The organism is Ralstonia edaphi (assembly GCF_958350185.1).
In the GTDB taxonomy this organism is placed as follows: domain Bacteria; phylum Pseudomonadota; class Gammaproteobacteria; order Burkholderiales; family Burkholderiaceae; genus Ralstonia; species Ralstonia edaphi.
The window spans coordinates 393,742-415,930 of the sequence record NZ_CATWHI010000002.1 but is presented as its reverse complement, the minus strand read 5'-3'; the positions used below and the strand labels follow the sequence as shown (position 1 = coordinate 415,930).

At 64.7% G+C, this 22,189-nt stretch carries 22 protein-coding genes; 7 read left to right on the top strand and 15 right to left on the bottom strand.

Annotation, left to right across the window (positions count from 1 at the left end):
- Positions 1-41: 41 nt before the first annotated feature.
- The gene (locus R2669_RS07100; protein ID WP_147218867.1) at positions 42-479 is read right to left on the bottom strand and encodes a PaaI family thioesterase; all 438 of its coding nucleotides are present in this window, start codon (positions 477-479) and stop codon (positions 42-44) included.
- A 93-nt stretch (positions 480-572) separates the two neighbouring features.
- Between R2669_RS07100 and R2669_RS07095 the strand changes: the two genes are divergently transcribed.
- Both R2669_RS07095 and R2669_RS07090 read left to right on the top strand, forming a co-directional pair.
- On the top strand, positions 573-1,517 hold the full coding sequence (locus R2669_RS07095; RefSeq protein ID WP_316873319.1) for a LysR family transcriptional regulator: 945 nt from the start codon (positions 573-575) through the stop codon (positions 1,515-1,517).
- A gap of 139 nt (positions 1,518-1,656) precedes the next feature.
- On the top strand, positions 1,657-2,685 hold the full coding sequence (locus R2669_RS07090; protein WP_147218863.1) for a transporter: 1,029 nt from the start codon (positions 1,657-1,659) through the stop codon (positions 2,683-2,685).
- 6 nt (positions 2,686-2,691) lie between these two features.
- Here R2669_RS07090 and R2669_RS07085 read toward each other — a convergent pair whose 3' ends face one another.
- A complete protein-coding gene (locus tag R2669_RS07085) occupies positions 2,692-3,678 on the bottom strand; it encodes a LysR family transcriptional regulator (protein WP_147218861.1) in 987 nt (328 codons plus the stop codon).
- A 119-nt stretch (positions 3,679-3,797) separates the two neighbouring features.
- Between R2669_RS07085 and R2669_RS07080 the strand changes: the two genes are divergently transcribed.
- Together R2669_RS07080 and R2669_RS07075 are read left to right on the top strand one after the other, a co-directional pair.
- Entirely contained in the window at positions 3,798-4,490 is a 693-nt protein-coding gene (locus tag R2669_RS07080; protein WP_316899397.1) for an SDR family oxidoreductase, read from the top strand.
- A gap of 15 nt (positions 4,491-4,505) precedes the next feature.
- A complete protein-coding gene (locus tag R2669_RS07075) occupies positions 4,506-4,925 on the top strand; it encodes a VOC family protein (protein ID WP_316899395.1) in 420 nt (139 codons plus the stop codon).
- Between the two features lie 9 nt (positions 4,926-4,934).
- Here R2669_RS07075 and R2669_RS07070 read toward each other — a convergent pair whose 3' ends face one another.
- The 4 genes from R2669_RS07070 to R2669_RS07055 are packed head-to-tail and all read right to left on the bottom strand — an operon-like array spanning position 4,935 to position 9,209.
- Entirely contained in the window at positions 4,935-6,023 is a 1,089-nt protein-coding gene (locus R2669_RS07070; RefSeq protein WP_316899393.1) for a phosphotransferase, read from the bottom strand.
- A gap of 38 nt (positions 6,024-6,061) precedes the next feature.
- On the bottom strand, positions 6,062-6,796 hold the full coding sequence (locus tag R2669_RS07065; RefSeq protein WP_147218857.1) for a histidine phosphatase family protein: 735 nt from the start codon (positions 6,794-6,796) through the stop codon (positions 6,062-6,064).
- A 12-nt stretch (positions 6,797-6,808) separates the two neighbouring features.
- Positions 6,809-7,588, bottom strand: coding sequence for an oxepin-CoA hydrolase, alternative type (locus R2669_RS07060; RefSeq protein ID WP_004636494.1), 780 nt, complete (start codon positions 7,586-7,588; stop codon positions 6,809-6,811).
- Positions 7,589-7,637: 49 nt separating this feature from the next.
- Positions 7,638-9,209: a 3-hydroxyacyl-CoA dehydrogenase gene (locus R2669_RS07055; RefSeq protein ID WP_316899391.1), complete on the bottom strand. Its 1,572-nt coding sequence runs from the start codon at positions 9,207-9,209 to the stop codon at positions 7,638-7,640.
- A 46-nt stretch (positions 9,210-9,255) separates the two neighbouring features.
- Between R2669_RS07055 and R2669_RS07050 the strand changes: the two genes are divergently transcribed.
- Positions 9,256-9,909: a glutathione S-transferase gene (locus R2669_RS07050; RefSeq protein WP_316889504.1), complete on the top strand. Its 654-nt coding sequence runs from the start codon at positions 9,256-9,258 to the stop codon at positions 9,907-9,909.
- A 20-nt stretch (positions 9,910-9,929) separates the two neighbouring features.
- Here R2669_RS07050 and R2669_RS07045 read toward each other — a convergent pair whose 3' ends face one another.
- Positions 9,930-11,102: a pyridoxal phosphate-dependent aminotransferase gene (locus R2669_RS07045; RefSeq protein WP_316889502.1), complete on the bottom strand. Its 1,173-nt coding sequence runs from the start codon at positions 11,100-11,102 to the stop codon at positions 9,930-9,932.
- 12 nt (positions 11,103-11,114) lie between these two features.
- Positions 11,115-11,639 (bottom strand): putative toxin-antitoxin system toxin component, PIN family, encoded by a 525-nt coding sequence (locus R2669_RS07040; RefSeq protein WP_316899389.1) that lies wholly within the window; start codon positions 11,637-11,639, stop codon positions 11,115-11,117.
- Positions 11,640-11,676: 37 nt separating this feature from the next.
- Between R2669_RS07040 and yaaA the strand changes: the two genes are divergently transcribed.
- Complete coding sequence (gene yaaA, locus R2669_RS07035) at positions 11,677-12,450, top strand: peroxide stress protein YaaA (protein WP_316899387.1); 774 nt, start codon at positions 11,677-11,679, stop codon at positions 12,448-12,450.
- A gap of 14 nt (positions 12,451-12,464) precedes the next feature.
- Positions 12,465-13,610, top strand: a complete 1,146-nt coding sequence (locus tag R2669_RS07030; protein ID WP_316899385.1) for a M14 family metallopeptidase — start codon at positions 12,465-12,467, stop codon at positions 13,608-13,610.
- 40 nt (positions 13,611-13,650) lie between these two features.
- Here the strand turns inward: R2669_RS07030 and R2669_RS07025 are convergent, their stop codons facing one another.
- The 7 genes from R2669_RS07025 to R2669_RS06995 form a co-directional block, all read right to left on the bottom strand.
- Positions 13,651-14,484, bottom strand: coding sequence for a BspC domain-containing protein (locus R2669_RS07025; RefSeq protein ID WP_316899382.1), 834 nt, complete (start codon positions 14,482-14,484; stop codon positions 13,651-13,653).
- Between the two features lie 147 nt (positions 14,485-14,631).
- Complete coding sequence (locus tag R2669_RS07020) at positions 14,632-16,230, bottom strand: ABC transporter substrate-binding protein (protein ID WP_316899380.1); 1,599 nt, start codon at positions 16,228-16,230, stop codon at positions 14,632-14,634.
- A gap of 161 nt (positions 16,231-16,391) precedes the next feature.
- A complete protein-coding gene (locus R2669_RS07015; protein ID WP_024975336.1) occupies positions 16,392-17,603 on the bottom strand; it encodes a DUF2863 family protein in 1,212 nt (403 codons plus the stop codon).
- 97 nt (positions 17,604-17,700) lie between these two features.
- A complete protein-coding gene (locus R2669_RS07010; protein WP_147218842.1) occupies positions 17,701-17,982 on the bottom strand; it encodes a hypothetical protein in 282 nt (93 codons plus the stop codon).
- A gap of 216 nt (positions 17,983-18,198) precedes the next feature.
- A complete protein-coding gene (acnA, locus tag R2669_RS07005; RefSeq protein ID WP_316889496.1) occupies positions 18,199-20,904 on the bottom strand; it encodes an aconitate hydratase AcnA in 2,706 nt (901 codons plus the stop codon).
- Positions 20,905-20,976: 72 nt separating this feature from the next.
- Positions 20,977-21,399, bottom strand: a complete 423-nt coding sequence (locus tag R2669_RS07000; protein WP_316889495.1) for a 2-methylcitrate dehydratase — start codon at positions 21,397-21,399, stop codon at positions 20,977-20,979.
- Between the two features lie 35 nt (positions 21,400-21,434).
- The gene (locus R2669_RS06995) at positions 21,435-21,980 is read right to left on the bottom strand and encodes a hypothetical protein (RefSeq protein WP_316889493.1); all 546 of its coding nucleotides are present in this window, start codon (positions 21,978-21,980) and stop codon (positions 21,435-21,437) included.
- Positions 21,981-22,189: the final 209 nt, after the last annotated feature.

The window sequence follows — 22,189 nt, the reverse complement described above, 5'->3', positions numbered from 1 at the left end:
CAACCATCAACTCAGTTCAGACAGACGGGCTCGGCCATGCGTCAAACACGTCCGCCGAGCACGGCAAATACGGCACTCGCGCGCGCAATCAACCGGTCGCCGCGATGGAAGAGGGCCTGCGCAAAGGCCAGCTTGCTGCCCGTGCGCAATCCCTCCGGGGTGATCTCGATCCAGTCGCCTTCTCCGGCAGAGGCGATGAAATCCACCGTCAGGCTGGCGGTCGACATGGCCAGCGCGCCGCCGGTGCCTTCGCCGGGTTCGGCCAGGCAGTAACCGAGCGCCGCATCGGCCAGCGATGCCACCACGCCGCCATGCAGGATGCCGCGCCGATTCAGGTGGTGATGCTGTACGTGGAAACCCATCACCATCGACGCGCCCATCCCCTTGGCATACACCGGCCCCAGCATCGTCAGGAAGGGGCTCGGCTTGTTCAGCAGTTCAAAGCCCGTCGGTACGGCGAGATGAGGGGTTGTGGTCATGGCGCGCGGCGCAACTCACAAGTGGTGTCCGCAGAATAAGCCTTCGCCTACAATAAGAGAAATGAATTTCGTAGATTGCGGTCCATCAATGTCATGCATATATCGCGCGTCGATTTGAACCTGTTTGTCGTTTTCGACGCCATCTATACGGAAGGCGGGATTACGGCGGCCGCCCGCACGCTCAACCTGACGCAGCCGGCGGTGAGCCACGCCCTGGGGCGGCTGCGCGAGTTGTTTGACGACCCGCTGTTCGAACGGCGCGGGCAGGGCATGGTGCCGACGCCGCTGGCGCGCACGCTGATCGCCGAAGTCCGCACAGCGCTGCAGGGCTTTGAGCGCACCCTGCGTGAGGGCACGCGCTTCGACCCCGCCACGAGTGAGCGCCGCTTCACGCTGTCGATGCGCGATGCGCTGGAAGCGACGTTGCTGCCGCCGCTCATGGCCGCCATCGCCAAGGAGGCGCCGCGCATCGACGTGACCACCGTGCGCGGAGACCGCCGCCAGCTCGAAACCGAACTGCTGGCCGGCACCATCGACGCGGCGGCGGACATCCTGGTGCCGGCATCTCCGGCCATCCGCCATGCGCCGCTATTGACCGACCCGATGGTGGTGCTGGCGCGCCCCGGCCACCCCATCGCCAACGAACCGCTGACGCTGGAGCGCTACCTCGCGTGCGAGCACGTGCATGTGTCGTCGCGGCGCCGTGGCGCCGGGCTGGAAGACGTGGAGTTGCGCCGCCTGGGGCACGAGCGGCGCGTGCGGCTGCGTTGCCAGCATTACCCGGCCGCCTGCCGCGTGGTGAGCTGCACGGATCTGCTCGCCACGTTGCCGATCCGCTATGCGCGCATCGCCAACGAGCCGTATGGCAACGTGATGCTGCCGCTGCCGTTCAACGTGCAGCCGCTGGAGCTGTATCTGTACTGGCACACCAACAGCGACCAGGATGCGGCCAGCCGCTGGCTGCGCGATCACGTATTCGCCGCGATGGCGGAGGTGGCCCTGGACGACGCCGTGGCGTCATTCGCAGACGGGCGTTGACGAACGCTAGGGCGGACGCAATCATCGGGGCTGCGCGGCGCAAATGGCGTAACCACGCCGGTTTATGACAGATTGATGGCATTCGGTGTGCCACTGTCCAGCGCCTGCGCTCCCGGTAAACCGTCTCTTCTTCCGATGTATGACTGCGACTGCGTCCGCGATCAGTTTCCAATCTGACAACACCGGTTTCATCTGCGGCTTTCGCTTCGAACCGGGCAAGCCCGGCGTGGCGCTGGATTCGTCCGAGATTGCGGATGCGCTCCAGCGTGCAGAGAACGAGGATGCCGACGACGCGTTCATCTGGCTGCATTTCAACCTGTCGCGCGCGGGCTGCATGCGGTGGCTGCAGGGCCATCTTGATCTGCCCGAATCGTTTCTCGAGTTGCTGGGCGAGGAGGCGCACTCCACGCGCATCGAGCAGCAGGACGGTGCGCTCGTCGCTGTCTTCAATGATGTGATCTTCGATTTCGAGCGCACGCCCACGCAGGTGGCGACGCAGTGGGTATACGCACACCGGCGCCTGCTGGTGACGTTGCGCCGCAAGCCATTGCATTCGGTCGACCGCTTGCGCGAGTGCGTGCGCAGCGGCGAGACGTTTCGCTCGCCAGCGGACCTGCTGGGGCATTTGATGTGCGATCAGGCCGACCTGATGACGCAGATCGTCCGCACCACCGGCATCGACATCGACCGCATCGAAGACCGTTTCCTTGCGTCAAAGATCACCTCCGGGCGGCAGGAGCTTGCGGGCACCCGTCGCGTGCTGGTGCGTCTGCAGCGCATGCTGGCACCGGAGCCCGGTTCGGTCTTTCGCCTGCTGGCCCGGCCGCCGGCGTGGCTGCATCCGGAAGATGTGCAGCAATTACGCGAATCGACCGAGGAGTTCTCCGTCGTCTTGCGCGACATGAGCGGATTGATCGAGCGCATCAAGCTGCTGCAGGAAGAGGTGATTGCGCGCCTGGACGAGCAGAACAACAGGACGCTGTTCACGCTGACGCTGGTGACCGTGCTGGCCCTGCCGATCAACATCGTCGCAGGGCTTTTCGGCATGAATGTGGGTGGCGTGCCGCTGGCCGACAACCATCACGGCTTCTGGCTGATGGTGGGGCTGGTGGCGGCGTTTACGTGCATCGTGGCCTGGTGGGTGGTCCGCCGCCGCAACAACCAATAAGAACGTCTACGTATTCGCGGTGACGGCCGACTTGGCTTTGGCGGGTTTGGGCGATGCCGTTGCCGCCTTTGCCGTCTTTGCAGCCGGGAACGGGTAACGCGCGCTGAACTCCGCAAAGCGGGCGGCGAGGAAGTCTGCACATGCCGTCAGCCGCGCGGGCCGATGGCGGCGCGCCAGGGCCACGAGCTGTAGCGGCGTGGGGGCATGGCTCCATGCCGGCAAGGCCACCTCCAGCCGGCCCGCGCTGACGTCTTGCGCGACATCCAGCCACGACTTGAAGGCCAGGCCGCGGCCGGCGATCGCCCAGTCGCGCACCACGGCGCCGTCGTCGCATTGGAAATCGCCGCGCACGTCGATCGGGGCGGGGCCGCTGGCGTGCGTGAGTTGCCAGCGGGTGACGGGCTCGCCGTTGCGCAGGAGGATGAGGCAGCGGTGGTCGGCGAGGTCGCTCGGGTGGGCAGGCCGGCCGTGCTGCTTGAAATACGACGGCGCGCCCACGATCACACGCGGATGCGACGCAAGCGGCCGCCGCACCAGCGCCGAATCCTGCAGATGCCCATAGCGCAGCGCGAAGTCGAGGTCTTCTCGCATCAGGTCGGCCAGCCGGTCGCCGAGCACCAGCGTGATCCGCACGCCGGGATGCTCGTCGCAGAAGGCATCGAGCCACGGGCGCAGGATGTGCCGCCCCAGGTCGGATGTGGCCGCAATGCGGATGGGGCCGGACAGCTCGGTGCGATCCTGCCCCAGGCTTTCGGCGCCTTCGTCCAGCGCTTCCAGCGCCTGTCTTGCATACCCCAGATAACGCTGGCCGGCTTCGGTCGGACGCATGCTGCGCGTGGTGCGCTCGAACAGGCGGGCGCCGAGTTCGGTTTCCACGCGCTTGAGTGCGGCGCTGGCGGTGGCGGGCAGCCAGCCGAGCTGACGCGCGGCGGCGGAAAGGTTGCCGGCGTCGGCAATGCGCACCAGCAGGCGGAGGTCGTCGAGGGCGATCATTGTCAAAGCAGATTTGGAGAATCATCAAAGCATAGCCAGATTATCTTGCTTTTGTTTGATGAAAGAATGGCCCCAGTCGATTGACGGTTTTTTCTTTTTCTTCTCAAAGGAGCATTGGCATGACTTCGAAGACCTTGCAGGACCAGTCCGTGGTGGTGTTGGGCGGTACGGCCGGTATTGGCCAGGCGGTGGCACGCGCGGCGGCAGCCGAGGGCGCGCGCGTGACGGTGCTGGGGCGCTCGGCCAAAGCGACGGACGGCACGCACGGCATTGCCGTCGACGCGAACGATACGGCGTCGCTGGGCAGCGCGTTGGCGCAGGCAGCCGAGTTGTCGCCCAGCGGCAAGATCGATCACCTTGTCATCACCATCGGCTCGCGCACGAGCCCGCCGCCGTTTGCTTCGTTGCAGCGTGCCGATCTTGAGCAGGCCTTCGGCACCAAGTTGTTTGCGGCACTGATGGCGGTGCAAGCTGCGTTGCCGTATCTGACAGAACGCGCATCGATTACGCTCACCTCGGGCCTGCTCTCGCGCAAGGCGACGGCAACCGGGCTGCTGCGTGGCTCGATCAATGCTGCAGTGGAAGCCGCCGCCAAGAACCTGGCGAAGGAACTCGCACCGCGCCGCGTCAACGTGATCAGCCCCGGCGTGGTGGATACGGAAGTGTGGGGCGCGCCGGCCGATCGGCAGGCCATGCGCGCGCATCGGCAGTGGCTTGCCGGTCGGCCGTGTCGGCACGCCGGAAGACCTCGCGCAAGGCTATCTGCTGGCCATGACAAACGGCTTCATGACCGGCGCCATCATCGACATTGAAGGAGGCGGTTTGCTATGACGACTGACAGCGATTGGACCTTCGACCACGTGAACTTTCACGTGGCAGGAGAGGCACCCATCCTGAAATTCTTCGCTGATGTGCTGGGCTGGAAACCGGGGCCGCGCCCGGTGTTTCCGTTTCCCGGCACATGGCTGTACCAGAACGACGATGCGCTGGTCCATCTCGTGACGCAGGAAGGTGATACGCCGGAGTTGGTGTTTTCGCATATCGCGTTCCGCACCGGGAAGGATGCCGCCGATGTGCTGGCCGCCGTGCGTCAGAGCGGCGTGCCGCACCAGGTCAGAAAACACCCCGCGCGGCCTGCCGCACAGATCTTCGTGCAGTTGCCGGGCGGGGTGGTGCTGGAGCTGGAGGCGCCGCTGTCCGGTCCGCTGGAAGCGGCGCGCGAGTATGAGAAGCCGGCTACGGAGTGAGGCGCAACATCATGCGCCGGCCTGCTGCGCGTACTTCCAGCCCAGTTCGGCCATCGGGCGGGCGCGCTTGCCCGCTTCCATCGCCTGCGCCGACGACGCCGTGCCATCCACCACGCGCTTCATGATCCCCTGCAGGATGCCGGCAATGCGGAACATGTTGTAGGCGAGGTAGAAGTTCCAGTCGCCCGTGATGCGGCGGCCGGTGCGTTCTTCGTATTGGCGGATGTACTCGGCTTCTGTTGGGATGCCCAACGCGGCGAAGTCCAGGCCGGCGACGCCGCGGAACTGGCCCGGCTCAATGTGCCAGCTCATGCAGTGGTAGCTGAAATCGGCAAGCGGGTGGCCGAGCGTCGACAGCTCCCAATCCAGGATGGCGAGCACGCGCGGTTCGGTCGGGTGGAAGATCAGGTTGTCGAGCCGGTAGTCGCCGTGAACGATGCTGGTGATTTCCTCGGCTTCCTGCGGCACGTGCTTGGGCAGCCATTCGATCAGGTTGTCCATGGCCGGAATCGACTCGGTTTCCGACAGCTTGTACTGCTTGCTCCAGCGCTCGATCTGACGCGCGAAATAGTTGCCGGGTTTGCCGTAATCGGTCAGGCCGATGGCGGCGTAGTCCACCGTGTGCAACGCAGAGATGACGCGGTTCATCTCGTCATAGATTGCGGTGCGCTCGGCGGGCGCCATGCCGGGCAGGGCTTGATCCCACAGCACGCGGCCCTGCACGAACTCCATGATGTAGAAGGCGCGGCCGATCACGGCTTCGTCTTCGCACAGCGCATACATCTTCGCGACGGGCACGTCGGTCTTGGCGAGAGCATCCATCACGCGATATTCGCGTTCGATCGCGTGCGCGGACGGCAGCAGCTTCGCCTTCGGCCCGGGCTTGGCGCGCATCACGTACGTGCGCGACGGCGTGATCAGCTTGAACGTCGGGTTCGACTGGCCGCCCTTGAACTGTTCAACCGTGAGCGGGCCGGCAAAGCCTTCAACCTGCTCGCGCATCCACGCTTCCAGCGCGCCGATGTCGAACTTCTGCTGATCTGCTACCGGGCGCGTGCCCTCAAAGGCCGAGAAATCCTGCTGGTCCGTTTGTGCCATGGGTGTGTCTCCGAATCTTGTTGTGTATCGAGGAAAGTTCAGGTCGGTTGACGATGGCGAAGGTACTGCTGCAGCAGTACTTCCATCGTCGTCAGGCGCGAGCCGACATGCGCGGGCGAGGGCGCCGAAAAATTGCTCATGCGCAGCACCCAGTCGGTCGGGGCCTCGCCAACATCGAGCACGTTGATGCAGCCGGCGGTCTGCGCGAGGCTGCCGAAGAACACGCGCTCGCCGCCGGTGATGGCATGCGAGAGGATCGCGCGGTTGGTGCCGCCATGCAGCACGAGCAGCACGGTGTCCCAGTCCGTTTGCGCGCGCAGCCGGGCGATGGCCGGAATCACGCGGTCAAGAAATTCGCCGATGCTTTCTCCGTTGAGGAAGCGCCGGTCTTCGGACACCGTGCCTTCAAACGCGCCGATGAAGGCTTGCGCGAGTTCGTGCTCGGGAATTTCCGCCAGCTTGCCGCCGCGGATTTCCTGCAGCTCGGGCCAGTGCTCAAGCGCGATGCCGCGTTCCTGCATCGCCGGCATCTCGGCCAGCACGCGCTGCGCGGTTTCTACGGTGCGCGGCAGGCCGCTGACGATGACGCGGTCGAAGATGATGTTCTCGGCCGCGAAGACCTTGCCGGCGGCGGTGGTCTGGCTGCGGCCGAGTTCGTTGAGCGGCACGGCTTCGGGCGACGGAACGGGCCGGCCGGTTTCGTCGAAGTACGTCACCGCGCCATGACGCATCAGGTAGACGCGTCGGCGGTTGGGTGTCGGGAAGGGAACCATGCGAGCCGGAAATTAGCGGTATTGGGGTTTGCGCTTTTGCAGGAAGGCGGAGATGCCTTCGTTGCCATCGGCGTGATGCAGCGCTTCGACAAAGCTGTGCTGCTCGGCCTTGAGGTGATCGTGCAGTGAGGCGTCTTCGGCGTGCGCGATCAGGCCCTTGATGCGGCCCACCGCGTGCGGCGATTGCGCAGCGAGTTTTTCCGCCAGTGCCAGCGCCTGGTCCAGCGCCTCGCCGGGTTTGACCACCTCATTGATGAGGCCGAAGTGCGCGAGCCGCTCCGCGCTGACAGGCTTGCCGAGCATGATGATTTCGCTCGCCAGCGGGCGCGGCAGGAAGCGCGCGATGTGCCACGAGCCGCCGCCGTCCGGGGTGAGCGCGACGTTCACATACGCCATCACGAACTTCGCGTCCGACGCGGCAATCGCAAAGTCGCACGCCAGCACCAGCGAGAAACCTGCGCCGGCCGCTGGGCCTTCCACCGCCGCAATCACGGGTTTGGGAAACGTGCGGATCGTCTCGATCCAGTGGTTCAGCGCGTCGATGCCGTCTTCCTGCACGCTCCTCGGCTTGCTTCGGTTTTCCAGCAGGCGGTTCAGATTGCCGCCCGCACAGAAGGCATTGCCGTCGCCCGTGAAGATGATGGCGCGGATCTCGTTGTCGTTGGCGGCGCGGTCCAGCGCTTCCATCGACGCGGTGTACATCACCGGGTCCAGCGCGTTGCGCGCGTCAGGGTTGGACAGCGTCAGCACCAGCGTCGAGCCGATGCGTTTGGAGAGCAATTGCGCGGTCATGGCGGCCTCGTCAGGGTAAGCGGCAATCAGGCGTCAGGCGTATCAGGCATCAGGCATCGGGCGTGAGCAGCGACATGCCGAGACGGGCACGGCGCAGCAGCCACGGGCTCGGGCGATAACGCGGATCGCCGTAGAGCACGTAGAGGTTCTGCAGGACTTCAAGGATGGCGTGCGTGCCGAGCGTATCGCCGAGTGCCAGCGGCCCTTTGGGATAACCGAGCCCCAGCGTGACAGCGAGGTCGATGTCGGTAGGCGTGGCAATGCGCTGCTGGGCGATGTCGCACGCGATGTTGACGATGCACGCGACGATGCGCTGCGCCACAAAGCCACCCGAATCGCGGATCACCGTGACGGGCACGCCGTCGCAGGCCAGCAAGCCGTGGGCGGCATCGCGGTAGGCCGTGTCGGTGGCGGGCGTGGTCATCAGCGTGCGGCGCTTGGTGGCGGCAAACGGATAGAGCGTGTCGAGCGCGACGGTGCGGCGTGCGTCGAGTCCCTCGGCGGCCACGCAGGCTGTCGCGTCCAGCCCGCGCGGCGTGACGATGATCAATGCATCGGCGGACGGTTTGGAACCGCCTTCGGGCGTGATGCCCAGATCGAGCAACAGGCGCTGCGCTGCGGCGTGGCCGGCGTCATGTGCGCGGCTGATCCACACCGAAGACGGGCACGCAGACGGGGCGGGCGCTTCAGCCGGCACCTGCTTCTGTCCCTCCGGATAGCGGTAGAAACCTTCGCCCGTCTTGCGACCCAGAATGCCGCCGGCAAAGCGCACCGCCGTGATCTGCGACGGACGATAGCGCGGCTCGTCATAAAACTGACGGTAGACCGATTCCATCACCGGGTGCGAAACGTCCAGCCCCGTGAGGTCCATCAACTCGAACGGCCCCATGCGGAAACCGGCCTGCTCGCGCATGATGGCGTCGATGTCCGCATAGGCCGCCACACTTTCCTGCGCCACGCGCAGCCCTTCGGTGTTCATGCCGCGACCGGCGTGGTTGACGATGAAGCCCGGCATGTCGATGCAGCGCACGGCGGTGTGCCCCATGCGCTTGGCCAGTGCAGCCAGGGCGTCGCCGGTGGCGGGCGCGCTGCGCAGGCCGTCGATGACTTCGACCACCTTCATCAGCGGCACCGGGTTGAAGAAGTGAAAGCCAGCAACGCGTTCCGGGTGCTTGCATGTGGCGGCAATCGCGGTGATCGATAGCGATGAGGTATTCGACGCCAGGATCGCATCCGCGCGGACAATGTCTTCGAGCTGGCGGAAGAGGTCGCGCTTGACGTCGAGCTTCTCGACGATGGCCTCGACCACGAGATCGCAGTCCGCCAGATCGGTGAGCGCGCCTGCAGGGACGAGCCGCGCGACGGTGGCGTCGGCTTCCTCCGCCGTCATCTTGCCCTTGGCGGCCAACTTGGCGAGCGTATCGGCCAGTGCAGTGCGCGCCGCTTCCACGGCTTGCGGGTTGGCGTCGAACAGTTTGACGCGCAAACCTGCCTGGGCCGCGATCTGCGCAATGCCGCGCCCCATGGCGCCCGTGCCCACAATCCCGATAGTCTGCATATGAAATCCGCTGCGATCGAAAGAAGTCTGGCTAAAATAGCACGAGCGTGCGATTTCTGGCATCCGCACCGACCATAACGGGCGGCCAAATTACCAAGGAGACGGGTTCATGCTGACGCTTTACGGCTTTTCTGCGAGCAACTACTACAACAAGGTCAAGCTCGCCCTGCTGGAAAAGGGCATCCCTTTTGAAGAATCACTGCGCTGGCCGGACCAGACCGACGGCGAAATCTCGCCGCTGCACAAGGTGCCGTATCTGGTGGGCGAGGACGGTGGGATGTGCGAATCGCAGGTCATTGTCGACTATCTGGAAGCGCGGTATCCGGAACATCCGCTGATTCCGGCCGATCCGTTCCGGGCGGCCAAGGTGCGGGAGGTGGTGACCTTCCTGGAGCTGCATCTGGAACTGGTGGCGCGCCAGCTGTTTCCCGAGGCGTTCTTCGGCGGCAAGATCAGCGACAACCTGAAAGCGAAGACGCGCGAGCAGCTGCAGAAGAACATCCCGGCGGCGGCCAAGCTGTTCAAGTTCTCGCCTTACGTCGCGGGCGACACGTTCACCATTGCGGACTGCGCGGCCATCGTGCACTTCCCGCTGGTCAGCCAGGCCACCAAGATCATCTACGGTGAAGATCTGCTGGCGCAGGTGGAGGGCGTCAAGCCTTACCTGGCCAAGATGGCCGAGAACCCGAACGTGCAGAAGGTTCGGGCAGACAGCAAGGCCAATCTGGAGCAGATGCTGGCGCACTACGCCAGCAAGCGCTGATCGGCCTCAGCTTTACGGTCTTACACCTTCGACAAGCGCTCCAGGGCAACCTGGAGCGTTTCGTCTTTCTTGGCGAAGCAAAAGCGCACCACGCCAGATTCGTGCGGCTGCGAATAGAACGCCGATACGGGGATCGCCGCCACGCCAATCTCGCTCGTCAGCCACTTGGCGAACTCGGCTTCGGGCAGGTCGGAGATGGCGCTGTAATCCACGCACTGGAAGTACGTACCCTGGCAGGGCAGCAGCTTGAAGCGCGTTTTCTCCAGCCCCGCGCGGAACAGATCGCGCTTGTGCTGGTAGAACGCCGGCAACTGCAAGTACGGACGCGAATCCGCCATGTACTTCGCCAGGCCGTGCTGCATTGGCGTGTTGACGGTGAACACGTTGAACTGGTGCACCTTGCGGAATTCCGCCATCAGCGCGGCGGGGGCGGCCACGTAGCCGACCTTCCAGCCCGTCACGTGATACGTCTTGCCGAAGCTCGACACCACGAAGGCACGCCGTGCCAGCTCGGGAATGCGCGCGACCGACGCGTGCGGTACGCCGTCGTACACCATGTGCTCGTAGACCTCATCGGAGAGCAGCAGCACGTTGGTCGGCGCCAGGATCTCGGCGAGCTTGCACATGTCGTCCGCATGCCAGACCGTGCCGGTCGGGTTGTGCGGCGTGTTGAGCATGATCAGGCGCGTGCGCGGTGTGATGGCCGCCGCCAGCGTGTCGAACGGGATGCGGAAGTCCGGCGCGTTCAGCGTGATTGGCACGACCTTGCCGCCCGCCAGTTCAATCGACGGAATGTAGCTGTCGTACGTCGGCTCGAAGACGATGACTTCATCGCCCGGATGCACGCAGCACAGCACGGTCGTCAGCAGCGCCTGCGTGGCGCCGGCGGTGATGGTGATCTCGCGGTCGGCATCGTAAGCGTGGCAGTACAGATTGGCGATCTTCGCTGCGATGGCCTGGCGCAGGGCGGGCACGCCCGTCATCGGCGGGTATTGGTTCAGGCCGGCGCGCATGGCCTCGGACACGGCTTCGACGATGCGCGGATCGCAATCGAAATCCGGAAAGCCCTGGCCCAGGTTGACGGCCTGCTTTTCCACGGCCAGCGCCGACATCACGGTGAAGATGGTGGTGCCGACATTCGGCAGCCGCGACGGCGGCGGGGCGATCGGTGCGAGCGATTCAACAGTGGTCATGAGAAGACGGCTTCAGGCTTGATTCGGGATGGCAGCAAGTGGCGTGTTTTCCAACTGGACCAGCGCGACGAACTGCTTGGGCGGCAGCACCGCCACGTCGCAATACTTCGCCATGCGGCGCTTGAGCTTGAGCACGGCGCGGTCCTTGGAAACGAGATAGGCAACGTTGGCGGCATCGGCGAGCGCGAGAAATTTCTGGTCGTCGCGATCCTTGCAGCGCGGGACGAACGCTTCGCCTTGCACGCGGGCAGCATCATCAGGATCGGCGACGGACCGGGTCACGCGATCGACCCACGCCAGCGCAGCTTGCGCGTCAACGGCGTAGCGGGCGAATTGGGGATAGTCGAGCACGCGGCGCAGCTCTTCGCGACAGGCGGGGCTGATGATGGCGTCCAGCCGGCCGGCTTCCAGCGCAGCGCGGATGGGGCGCGCAACCGCATCGTCGAAGATCAGGATGTCGACCCAGATGTTGGAGTCCAGCACCACGCGCGGGGCCGGAGCCTGGGTGGAGTGGGCGAGGGCGGCAGCGTCTGCCATTCGATACAATTCCAGACTTGTGAACCGCGATTCTGACATGATCATCGTCCTCTCGCCGGCCAAGTCGCTCGACTACGACACGCCGCCGCGCACCAAGACCCACACGCTGCCCGATTTCATCGCGTGCTCCGCAGAACTCATCGAAGTGCTTCGCAAGCTGTCGCCGGCCCAGATCGGCACGCTCATGCACATTTCCGACCCGCTGGCGGCGCTCAATGCCACGCGCTACGCCGATTGGTCGCCCGAATTCACCGCCGAGAACAGCAAGCAAGCCGCGCTGGCCTTCGACGGCGACGTCTACGGCGGGCTCGACGCCAATTCGCTGGCGGTGGACGATCTGCAGTTCGCGCAGAAGCATCTGCGGATTCTGTCGGGGCTGTACGGCCTGCTGCGCCCGCTCGACCGGATGCAGCCGTATCGGCTGGAAATGGGCACGCGCCTTGCCAATCCGCGCGGCAAAGACCTGTACGCCTTCTGGGGCGACGAGGTGACGCTGGCGCTGAATAAGCTCTTCAAGCAGGACGACGATCCCGTGCTGGTCAATCTCGCGTCGGAAGAGTATTTCAAGGTGGTGCGGCCCAAGGTGCTCAAGGCGCGCATCGTCACGCCGGTGTTTGAAGACTGGAAGAACGGCCAGTACAAGATCATCTCGTTCTACGCGAAGCGTGCGCGTGGTCTGATGGCGCGCTACGCGATCGAGCATCGCATCACCGATCCGCGCAAGCTCAAGGCGTTCGATGTCGACGGCTATGCCTTTGCCGCTGCCGATTCCGACGACGAGCGCTGGGTCTTCCGCCGCAAGCTCACCTGATGACAGGATCCGACATGACTGCCAATCAACCGCACATTTCCAGCGCATTCGACAGCGGCGCCATCGAAATCGTCGATGTTGCCCGCGCCGATGCCATCCGCCTGCGCATTCGCCGCGATTCGCACGCTGATTTCATGCAGTGGTTCCACTTCCGCCTGCAAGGTGTGCGGGGCCAGGCCTGCAAGCTCGCACTGGAAAACGCCGGCGAATGCACCTATGCCTCCGGCTGGAAGGACTACCGCGCCGTCGCCTCGTACGACCGCGAGCATTGGTTCCGTGTCCCGACCCGCTACGACGGCAAGACGTTGACGATCGAGGTGACGCCCGAGCACGACAGCATCTGGTTTGCCTATTTCGAGCCGTATTCGGACGAGCGCCACCTTTCGCTCGTGGCCGCTGCGCAAACGAAACCCGGCGTGCGTACGCAGCGCTTGGGGCAAACGGTGCAGGGCCGCGACATGACGAGCATTACCGTCGGCGAACCCGGCCCCGGCAAGAAAAACGTGTGGATCATCGCGCGCCAGCATCCGGGCGAGACGATGGCCGAGTGGTTCGTCGAGGGCCTGCTCGCGCGTCTGACGCGCCAAGGCGTCTGGAGCGGCGATCCCGTCGGCCGTGTGCTTGCCGAGCGCGCCGTCTTCCATATCGTGCCGAACATGAATCCGGACGGCTCGTCGCTGGGGAACCTGCGCACCAATGCCGCGGGCGCAAACCTGAACCGCGAGTGGATGGAACCCGACGCGCAGCGCAGCCCCGAAGTGCTGGCGGTGCGCCAGGCCATCGAGCAAACCGGCGTCGATCTGTTCTTCGACATCCACGGCGACGAGGCGCTGCCTTATGTATTCGTGGCCGGTAGTGAAATGCTGCCAGGCTTTACCGACGCGCAGCGTGCGGATCAGGACCGCTTTGTCGCGGCGTTCCTCCGTGCTTCACCGGATTTCCAGACGCGATACGGCTACGAGGCCAGCAAGTACAACGAAGACGCGCTCAAGCTCGCCTCCAAGTACATCGGCCACACGTATGGCTGCCTGTCGTTGACGCTGGAAATGCCGTTCAAGGACAACGCCGACCTGCCCGACGCACGCGTGGGTTGGGACGGCGCCCGCAGCGCCGCATTGGGCGCGGCCATGCTGCAGGCGATCCTGGAGTATCTCGGCTGAAGATAAACGCCGCGCCGCCTCGGGTGGCGGCGCGTTGCGCTTAGTTGGAGGACGACTTCTTCGTCGTCTTCTTTGCCGTCGACTTGGCGGTGGATTTGCTTGCCGTGGTCGACTTGGTCTTGGCGGCGCCGCTGCCCTTGGCCGACTTGGCCGTCGCTTTTGTCGAGGCCTTGCCCGTGGCGGTGGTCTTGCCATGTGCTGCTGCACTGGTCGTGCAGCGATGGCCGCGGCGGCAGTGCGTGCGCGCTGTCGAAGAGGAGGGCGCGGCCGGCGCGGCGAATGGCTGACCGTTGGCGTCGAGCAGCTCATACGCCAGCATCATCCCTTCGTCATACCCGCAGCGCACGCGCACGGGTTCCCACTGGTCATTGCCCGTGCCGCGCTTGTGCACGGCGGCATTGAAGGTGATCACGCTCGACACCTTGATCGCACCTTGCTTGCTGGACGAGAAGCGCGAGTCCCATGGCTCGACCTTGGCCTGGTCGTTGGAAAGCGCACCGGTTGGCAGGCGGAACTGATCGAAATTGGTCGAGCGCGGAATGATCCAGCTCGCATGCGCAGCGCAGTCCGCCACGTCGGGGCGGGCACCTTCCGATTGAATCAGGCGGTCACGGGTTTGTGCGCGGTACTCGGACAGGCTCATCTTGTCCTTGGACGGCAGGTTGACCGTGGTGGTGCCGCTGTTGTCGGTCGAGCCGAAGACGATGGGCGGCGTGGTCGGGGCCGGCTGGATGGCCGGCTTGGCTTGTACGGCTGGGGTGCTTGGCGTGGCGTTGGTGGCCTGGGCCGACGCATCGGTCGGTTCAGTCTGCAAGTTGGAGCAGGCGGCCAGCAAAGCGACGACGCCGAGACAGAGTAGTTTGGGTCGCAACATCACGAGTGTTACAGGGTGTCGGCGTGGAAATCGCCATGATAGAGGAAAGCTCAGGACGAAAGTTCCTGCTAGTTACCCCAATGCGGCACATCGGGCGAATTTGCTGTAACAGCGCGTTACGGCACGGTGTTCGTTACCAAGCGATCATCATTGCTTGGTGAACAACCAGGCAAGCGACCATTCGTCGGTCCGGGCCTCGTAGCGAATGCCCTTGCGCATGGCCCACGTGGCGAGCTGGTGATGCGACGGGATGATCGCGTAGTCGGTCTGCGCAAAGCGCGCCGCGGTCTTGGCGGCCTGCTCGTGAGCCTGTTCGCTCGACACCGTCGAGAGCGACGTCTGTACCAGTTTGTCCAGCTCCGGATTGCTGTAGCGGCCCCAGTTCCACGAGCCGTAGCCGGTTTGCGCGTTGGGCGTGCCCAGGATGCTGCGCAGCGCCACATCCGCCGCCACCGAGCCCCAGCCGAGCATCATGAACGAGAACTCGCCCTGACGTGCGCGCGAGAAATACGCTGCCACCGGCAACGTTTCCACCTTCGTCTGGATGCCGATACGCGTGAGCAGCTGGGCGGTGGTCTGCGCGACCTGTGCATCGTTCAGATACCGGTTGTTGGTGGCGTGCAGCGTGAGCCCGAAACCGTCCGGGTAACCGGCCTCGGCAAGCAGTTTCTTGGCGCGCGCCGGGTCATATGCGATCGGCTTGCCGCCCGGATGCCCGAAGATCTGCGGCGACACGATGCTCGATGCCACGACGCCCTGGCCCTCCAGCACGCGGCTGACAATGGCATCGCGGTTGATGGCCAGCGCGATGGCCTCGCGCACGCGATGGTCCTTGAGCGGGTTCTTGGCGAGGGGCTTGCCGGCCTTGTCGGTCACGAACGGCGATGCATCGCGGCTCTGATCCATCTGCCAGAAAATCGTGCGCCACGACACCTGTTGTTCGAGGTGGAATTTCGGATCTTGCTTGATGCGGGGCACGTCCGCGGCCGGTACGGCCTCGACGACATCCACATCGCCCGAGAGCAGCGCGGCAGTGCGCGCCGCATTGTCGGTGATGATCTTGAACGTCACCTTGTCCCACTGCGGCACGCGGCCCCAGTAGTGCGGGTTCTTCTTCAGGACGATTTCCTGCCCGCGCGTGAAGTGGTCGAACAGGAACGGACCGGTGCCGATCATGGCGCGGCCAGCATCGAAGTCCGCCTGCGCCGCGTTGGCCACTTTCTTCGGGATGATGGGCAAGCTGTTCAGATCGTTGGGGATGCTCGCGTAATTGGGTGTCGACAACTTCAGCCGCACCGTCAGCGGATCGACGATCTGTACATCGGTGATCGATTTCGTATAGCTCGTGAACGGGCCTGGGCTGTTGGTGAGGCGTGCCGGACGCTCGATCGATGCCTTCACGTCTTCGCCGGTGAACGGCGTGCCGTCGCTCCACTTCACGTTGGGGCGGAGCTTGATCTCCCAGGTGTTGGCGTCGACGGGTTTCCACGAGGTGGCCAAGCCAGGCGTGTAGCGGCCGTTCTTGTCGAGGAAGACCAGCGACTCGAAGATGTGCAGCGCCATGGCGTTGTTGGGGCCGGCGTTGTTCCACTGCGGGTCCATCGACGTGACGTCGGCGGATAGGCCGATGCGCAGGTCGTCGGCGTGCGCGGCGAACGGCGCCGCGGCAGCCGCTGCCAGCGCACAGGCTGCGAGGTTGCGGATCAGGGCGCGGATGGGAACACACAAGAGGGCACGGGTTGTCATCGGGAGGCTCCTGGGGTTCGGCGGTGATGCCATGTGGCGGGAGACCGTCATTGTGCCGCAGCCCGGCGGGGCGCGTGCGACGCAAACCGACAATCAATATGAACGATCGCGGAGCAATAAAAAAGCCACCCGGAGGTGGCTTTGATCACGCGCGTCGCCCGTCAGTGGAACAGCGGCTGCTGGGTCGGCGCGTCTTCCGGCATTTCTGCGTGGACGATTTCGGCCGAGCGGTCTGCATAGAGCGGGGCGCCGCAGTCTTCGCAGTACTCGGGTTCGAAGAGCTGGCCGTGGCGGAAGATGTCTTCGATGCCGCAGGCGCGCAATTCATCGCAGATCTGCTCCAGCGGGCTGCCCGGTTCGCCTTCCGCGGTGACATCGGTGGCGCCGCCGTCGCGGCCGTAGACGGGCCAGACGATGCCGTAGATGAGGTCTTTCTCGCCGCGCACCGTGAAGGCCACGCGGTATTCCTCGATCTGCTCTTCACCGAACGCGCCGATGATCGCGCCGAAGCGATTGGCCGGCATATCCAGCGCGCCCTGCAGGTAATTGACGGCAGCGCGCACGGTCAGCGGGCGGATCTGCTTGTCGGATTCGCGGCAGGACAGGAAGAAGGCGTCGGGCAGGAGCAGGTCGAACTCGCAGCCGGGCATCAGCGTGGAGATGGTCGGCGTGACCTGTTCGCGCCATTGCTCCAGGCAGGCGGAGCGCTCTGCGTGGTGCTCCTTGGCGTCTTCCTGCCAGCGGAACAGCGCCTGGCCGTGCTGCGCCACGACGATCGCCACCAGGTAGCGAGGGTCGGCCAGGATCGGCGCCGTTTCCGGCATGTCGCGCAGTTCAACCTTGGCCGGCTGGCCCGACAGCGCATACGCGGCCAGCTTGTGCGTGAGCGCAAAGGTGTCGGAATGCGTGCGCGGCAGCTGATCGATGCTGTACAGGTAAGGGGCCAGCGCCACGCGGGCGTTGGAAGCCATCACATGCGCCTGCAGGTGTACCTGCAGCGTTTGCGCCATCTCGGGCTTGATGGTGCCCGACGGGATCATGTAGCGGGTGTGCGCCAGGATGGGCGCCGCGATCAGCAGCGCGTCATATTCGACGCCGCCCGAGCTCAGGATGGCCGATTCGGCGAGCGTCTCGGCCTGCTCGGCCAGCACGTCGGAGGCTTCCTCGTTGTGCTTGAAAAGATGGTCTAGCGCGGCGTCGAGCGCGGTCTGGCTGCCGTTCTTGAGCAGCCGGGAAAGACGTTCGGACAGCCTTTGTTCCCAATAGACGTCTTCGATGCGGCTGCCCGACGCGTCGAGCGCCAGCGCATCGGCCACCAGCCGTTCTGCATCGGGGGAAAGACGTTGGGGAGCCTTGGAGCGGAATCCTGCCATGCTGTGCCGTACCGTTCGTTGGAAGAATGAAGGGGCGTTATTTTACCCTTGTACGCTGCTGCGCGACGCCCATTGCGAAACCTGTCAGGCGAAAACCTTAAGGCTTGGCCGCAGGCGCCGAGGCTGCGGAGGCCGCGCTGCTTGCGCTCGCAGGTGCGGAAGCCGCTGCGGGTTCGGATGCAGCCGGCGTGCTGGCCGGTGCCGTATGCGTCTCGGCAACCGGCGCGGAAGCTGCCATTGGCGGAGGCGGGGGCACAGGCGCCGCTGCTACGGCGGGCGTTGCCGGGGCCGGGGCCTGGGCGTCGGTCTGCGGTGCCTTGAACAGGATGTAGAACACGGCAGCCGCCACGACGATGAAGGCAAGTACCACTTGGGCCATGGGTGCGGGACTCCAGCAATGAAACGGTCAGGCGAGGCCGGGCGGCGAGCGTGCCTCCAACGGGGCGGGCACATCACACGGCCGATTCGGCACACTGTACCAAAGCCTGCTTGCCGATTGGGGCATCGTCACCTTGTTTGATTTGGCAGGCAATAAAAAACCGGCTCCGAAGAGCCGGCTTTCGATCTGCACCTTCGCAGCGTGGTGGCTTGAAACTTAAGCCGCCAGCAGCTGGCGCAGCACGAACGGCAGGATGCCGCCGTGCTTGTAGTAATCCACTTCGATCGGCGTGTCGATGCGCAGCAGCACTTGCGCACGCGTGGTCTCGCCGTTGGCGCGATGGATGACCAGGGTGACGTCCTGTTGCGGCTTGATTTCGCCGTCGAGGCCCTCGATGTCGAAGGTTTCGTCGCCCACGATGCCCAGCGATTGCGCCGAGTCGCTGCCCTTGAACTGCAGCGGCAGCACGCCCATGCCCACCAGGTTCGAGCGGTGGATACGTTCGAAGCTGCGTGCGATCACGGCCTTCACGCCCAGCAGCTGCGTGCCCTTGGCGGCCCAGTCGCGCGAGCTGCCCGTGCCGTATTCTTCGCCGCCGAACACGACCGTCGGCGTGCCTTCGGCGATGTACTTCATGGCGGCGTCGTAGATCGACATTTGTTCGCCGCTCGGCTGGAACAGCGTCTCGCCGCCTTCCACGCGCGAACCGTCGGCCTTGGCGGGGATCATCAGGTTCTTGATGCGCACGTTGGCGAACGTGCCGCGCATCATCACCTCATGGTTGCCGCGGCGCGAACCGTAGCTGTTGAAGTCGGCCTTGAGCACGCCGTTGGCCAGCAGGTATTTGCCGGCGGGCGACGTTTCCTTGATCGAACCGGCCGGGGAGATGTGGTCGGTCGTCACGGAATCGCCGAACACGCCGAGTGCGCGGGCGCCCTTGACGGATGCCGAAGCAGCCGCCGGCGTCATGCCAAAGCCTTCGAAGAACGGCGGCTCGGCAATGTACGTCGACTTCGGCCAGTCGTAGACCTGGCCCTTCGTGCCCTTGACGTTGGCCCACAGCTTGGACGGCTTCTTGACCTGCTCGTAGTTCGTGCGGAACGTGTCGGCGTTCATCGCGAACTTCATCAGCTTGGCGATCTCGTCCGAGCTTGGCCAAATGTCGCCCAGATACACGTCCTTGCCATTCTTGCCCTTGCCGACCGGCTCGGTCATGAGGTCGCGCGTCACGTTGCCGGCGATCGCGTAGGCGACGACCAGCGGCGGCGAAGCCAGGAAGTTGGCGCGGATGTTCGGGTGGATGCGCGCTTCAAAGTTGCGGTTGCCCGACAGCACGGCGGCAGCAACGATGTCGTTCTTCACGATGGCTTCATTGAGTTCCGGCGTCAGATCGCCGGCGTTGCCGATGCACGTCGTGCAGCCGTAGGCCGTCACGCCAAAGCCAAGCTTTTCCAGATACGGCAGCAGGCCGGCGGCTTCCAGGTACTTCGTCACCACGCGGCTTCCCGGGGCGAGCGAGGTCTTGATGTGCGGCGCCACTTCCAGGCCGGCTTCGACGGCCTTCTTGGCCAGCAGGCCCGCTGCCAGCAGCACGCTCGGGTTTGACGTGTTCGTGCACGAGGTGATGGCCGCGATCAGCACGTCGCCGCTCTTCACGTCGACGCCGTTGGTGGTCGTGAAGGTCTTGTCGAGGTCTTCGGCTTTCTTGTTGAAACCGTTCTCCGCAACCGGCTTCGAGAACAGCGACGAGAACGTCGACTTCACGTTGCCGATTTCGATGCGGTCTTGCGGGCGCTTGGGGCCGGCCAGCGACGGGGCCACCGTACCCAGATCCAGCGTCAGCGTCTTGGTGTAGTCAATTTCGCCGGCCTTCGGCACGCCGAACAGCTTTTGCGCCTTGAAGTAGCCTTCGAACGCAGCGATTTCTTCCTGCGTGCGGCCCGTGCCCTTGAAGTAATCGATGGTCTTTTCGTCGACCGGGAAGAAGCCCATCGTGGCGCCGTATTCCGGAGCCATGTTGCCGATGGTTGCGCGATCCGGCAGCGACAGACTGGCCGTGCCTTCGCCGAAGAACTCGACGAACTTGCCGACGACCTTCTCCTTGCGCAGCATTTCGGTGATCGTGAGCACCAAGTCGGTGGCGGTGCAGCCTTCGCGCAGGCGGCCCTTCAGCTCAACGCCCACAACGTCCGGCGTCAGGAAGTACACCGGCTGGCCGAGCATGCCGGCTTCGGCCTCGATACCGCCCACGCCCCAGCCGACCACGCCGATACCGTTGATCATGGTGGTGTGGCTGTCGGTGCCGACCAGCGTATCCGGATAGAACACGCCGTCCTTCTTGTGCACGCCGCGCGCCAGGTATTCCAGGTTGACCTGGTGGACGATGCCGAAGCCCGGCTGCACCACGCCAAACGTGTCGAATGCCTGCATGCCCCACTTCATGAACTGGTAGCGCTCGTTGTTGCGCGAGAACTCCAGTTGCATGTTCAGGTCCAGCGCCTTCTTCTCGCGGAAGTGGTCAATCTGCACCGAGTGATCCACCACCAGGTCGACCGGCACCAGCGGCTCGATCTTCTTGGGGTTCTTGCCCATGCGCTCGGCCACGTTACGCATGGCGGCCAGGTCGGCCAGCAGCGGCACGCCGGTAAAGTCCTGCAGCACCACGCGAGCGACCACGAACGGGATTTCGTCGACGCGCTCGGCGTTCGGCTTCCAGTTGGCCAGTTGCGCGACGTGCTCTTCGGTCACCTTCTTGCCGTCGCAATTGCGCAGCACGGATTCCAGCACGATGCGGATCGACACCGGCAGGCGCTCGATCGCCACGCCCAGTTCCTTGCCCAGTTGCGGCAGGGAGTGGAACTTGCCGGTCTGGCCGCCGTTGATCTTAAATTCCTTGAGTGTATTTTTGAGATTGTGGGGCATGGCATGACTCCAAGGCTTGAGGATTGCGCGGGGTGCCGGGGCGCCCGTTGCGGATACATCAAATCGACAAAATCAAATCACGTACAAACCGACAAAACGCTTTGACCGGCACAGCTTCCGGCCGGTCGGGTACTCCGCCACGACACCGCCGAACGTCTTGCCGCCGTGGATGCGGGCGGTGGTGCCGTGGGCGATCGAACGCATTTTGGCGTCGTGGTCATTCCTGATGAAAGGCTGGTCTTCCTCGCGGGCCGCTTTCATGCGCAGCACATCGGTGCGCGGGCCGCGGGCGACGGTATCTTGCTGATCTTGGATGGCCTGACGGCCGAAGCGCGGTGTGCCGGGAGCCGCCGTACACGACGTGCCCGTCGGGGCATTCGGCAGGACGGTCCCAGGCACAAAAGGCCCAAGGCGCCCGGCGTATCCAGGCAAGGTCACATCGTCGACGATGACCTTGTCCGGATTCGTGCGGATGTTCGCAACCGGTGCGGACATGGGCGGTTCCTGTGGGCCTGTTGCGCGATAGCGCGTTATTGCTGGGCCGGTTGGGTCGTGCCCGGTGCCGGAGCGGGGGCCGGGGCGGGAGCCGCGCTGTCCGGCGTCATCAGCGGCAGGCCGGCCGGGGCGCGCAGGGCGCCGGCTTGCGTCGGGGCCGGTGCACCGGCAGCCATCTCGGCAGTCTGGCACTCGTCGGCCAGGCGGTGGCCTTCGTTGCGGTCGAACAGCATGGCCTTGGACGGGATCACCACCAGGTCCATGCCGGTCTTCTGGTCGAAGTAGCGGTCGGCGCCGGTGCGGGTCATCTGGCGCGGCAGCTGGTAGTTCTTGCCCTTCCAGTGCATCGTGATGATCTGGTCGCGGGCCATGTCGCCCTTGAGGTACAGCTCGTTGCCAAGCTCACACTTCCATTCGACGCCTTCCGGCTTGACGGCAGCAACAGGCGCGGCTTTCTTGGCGGCACGCTTCTTGGCCGGAGCCTTCTTGGCAGCCGGCTTGGCCGGGGCCTGGGCGGTTGCATATTGCGATGCAGCCAGCGAAAGAACGCCAGCACAGGCGCCCACGATGAATTTGTTCATAGGGTTTCCTTCGGTAAGACAGAGTGGGGGAGGCGGCTGCCAGGCCACGGAATGCCACGGCATTTCGCACACCGGCCGGTATTTTGACCGATTTGGACGCCGTGCCCAACGTTCTGTTACATGCTCGCCCGACCGCTCCGCCAAACGGGGGTGTCGCGCCAGCATCGGCACCGTTTTCCGGGTTGTTTCCGGGGCAAGTTATCCCGCAG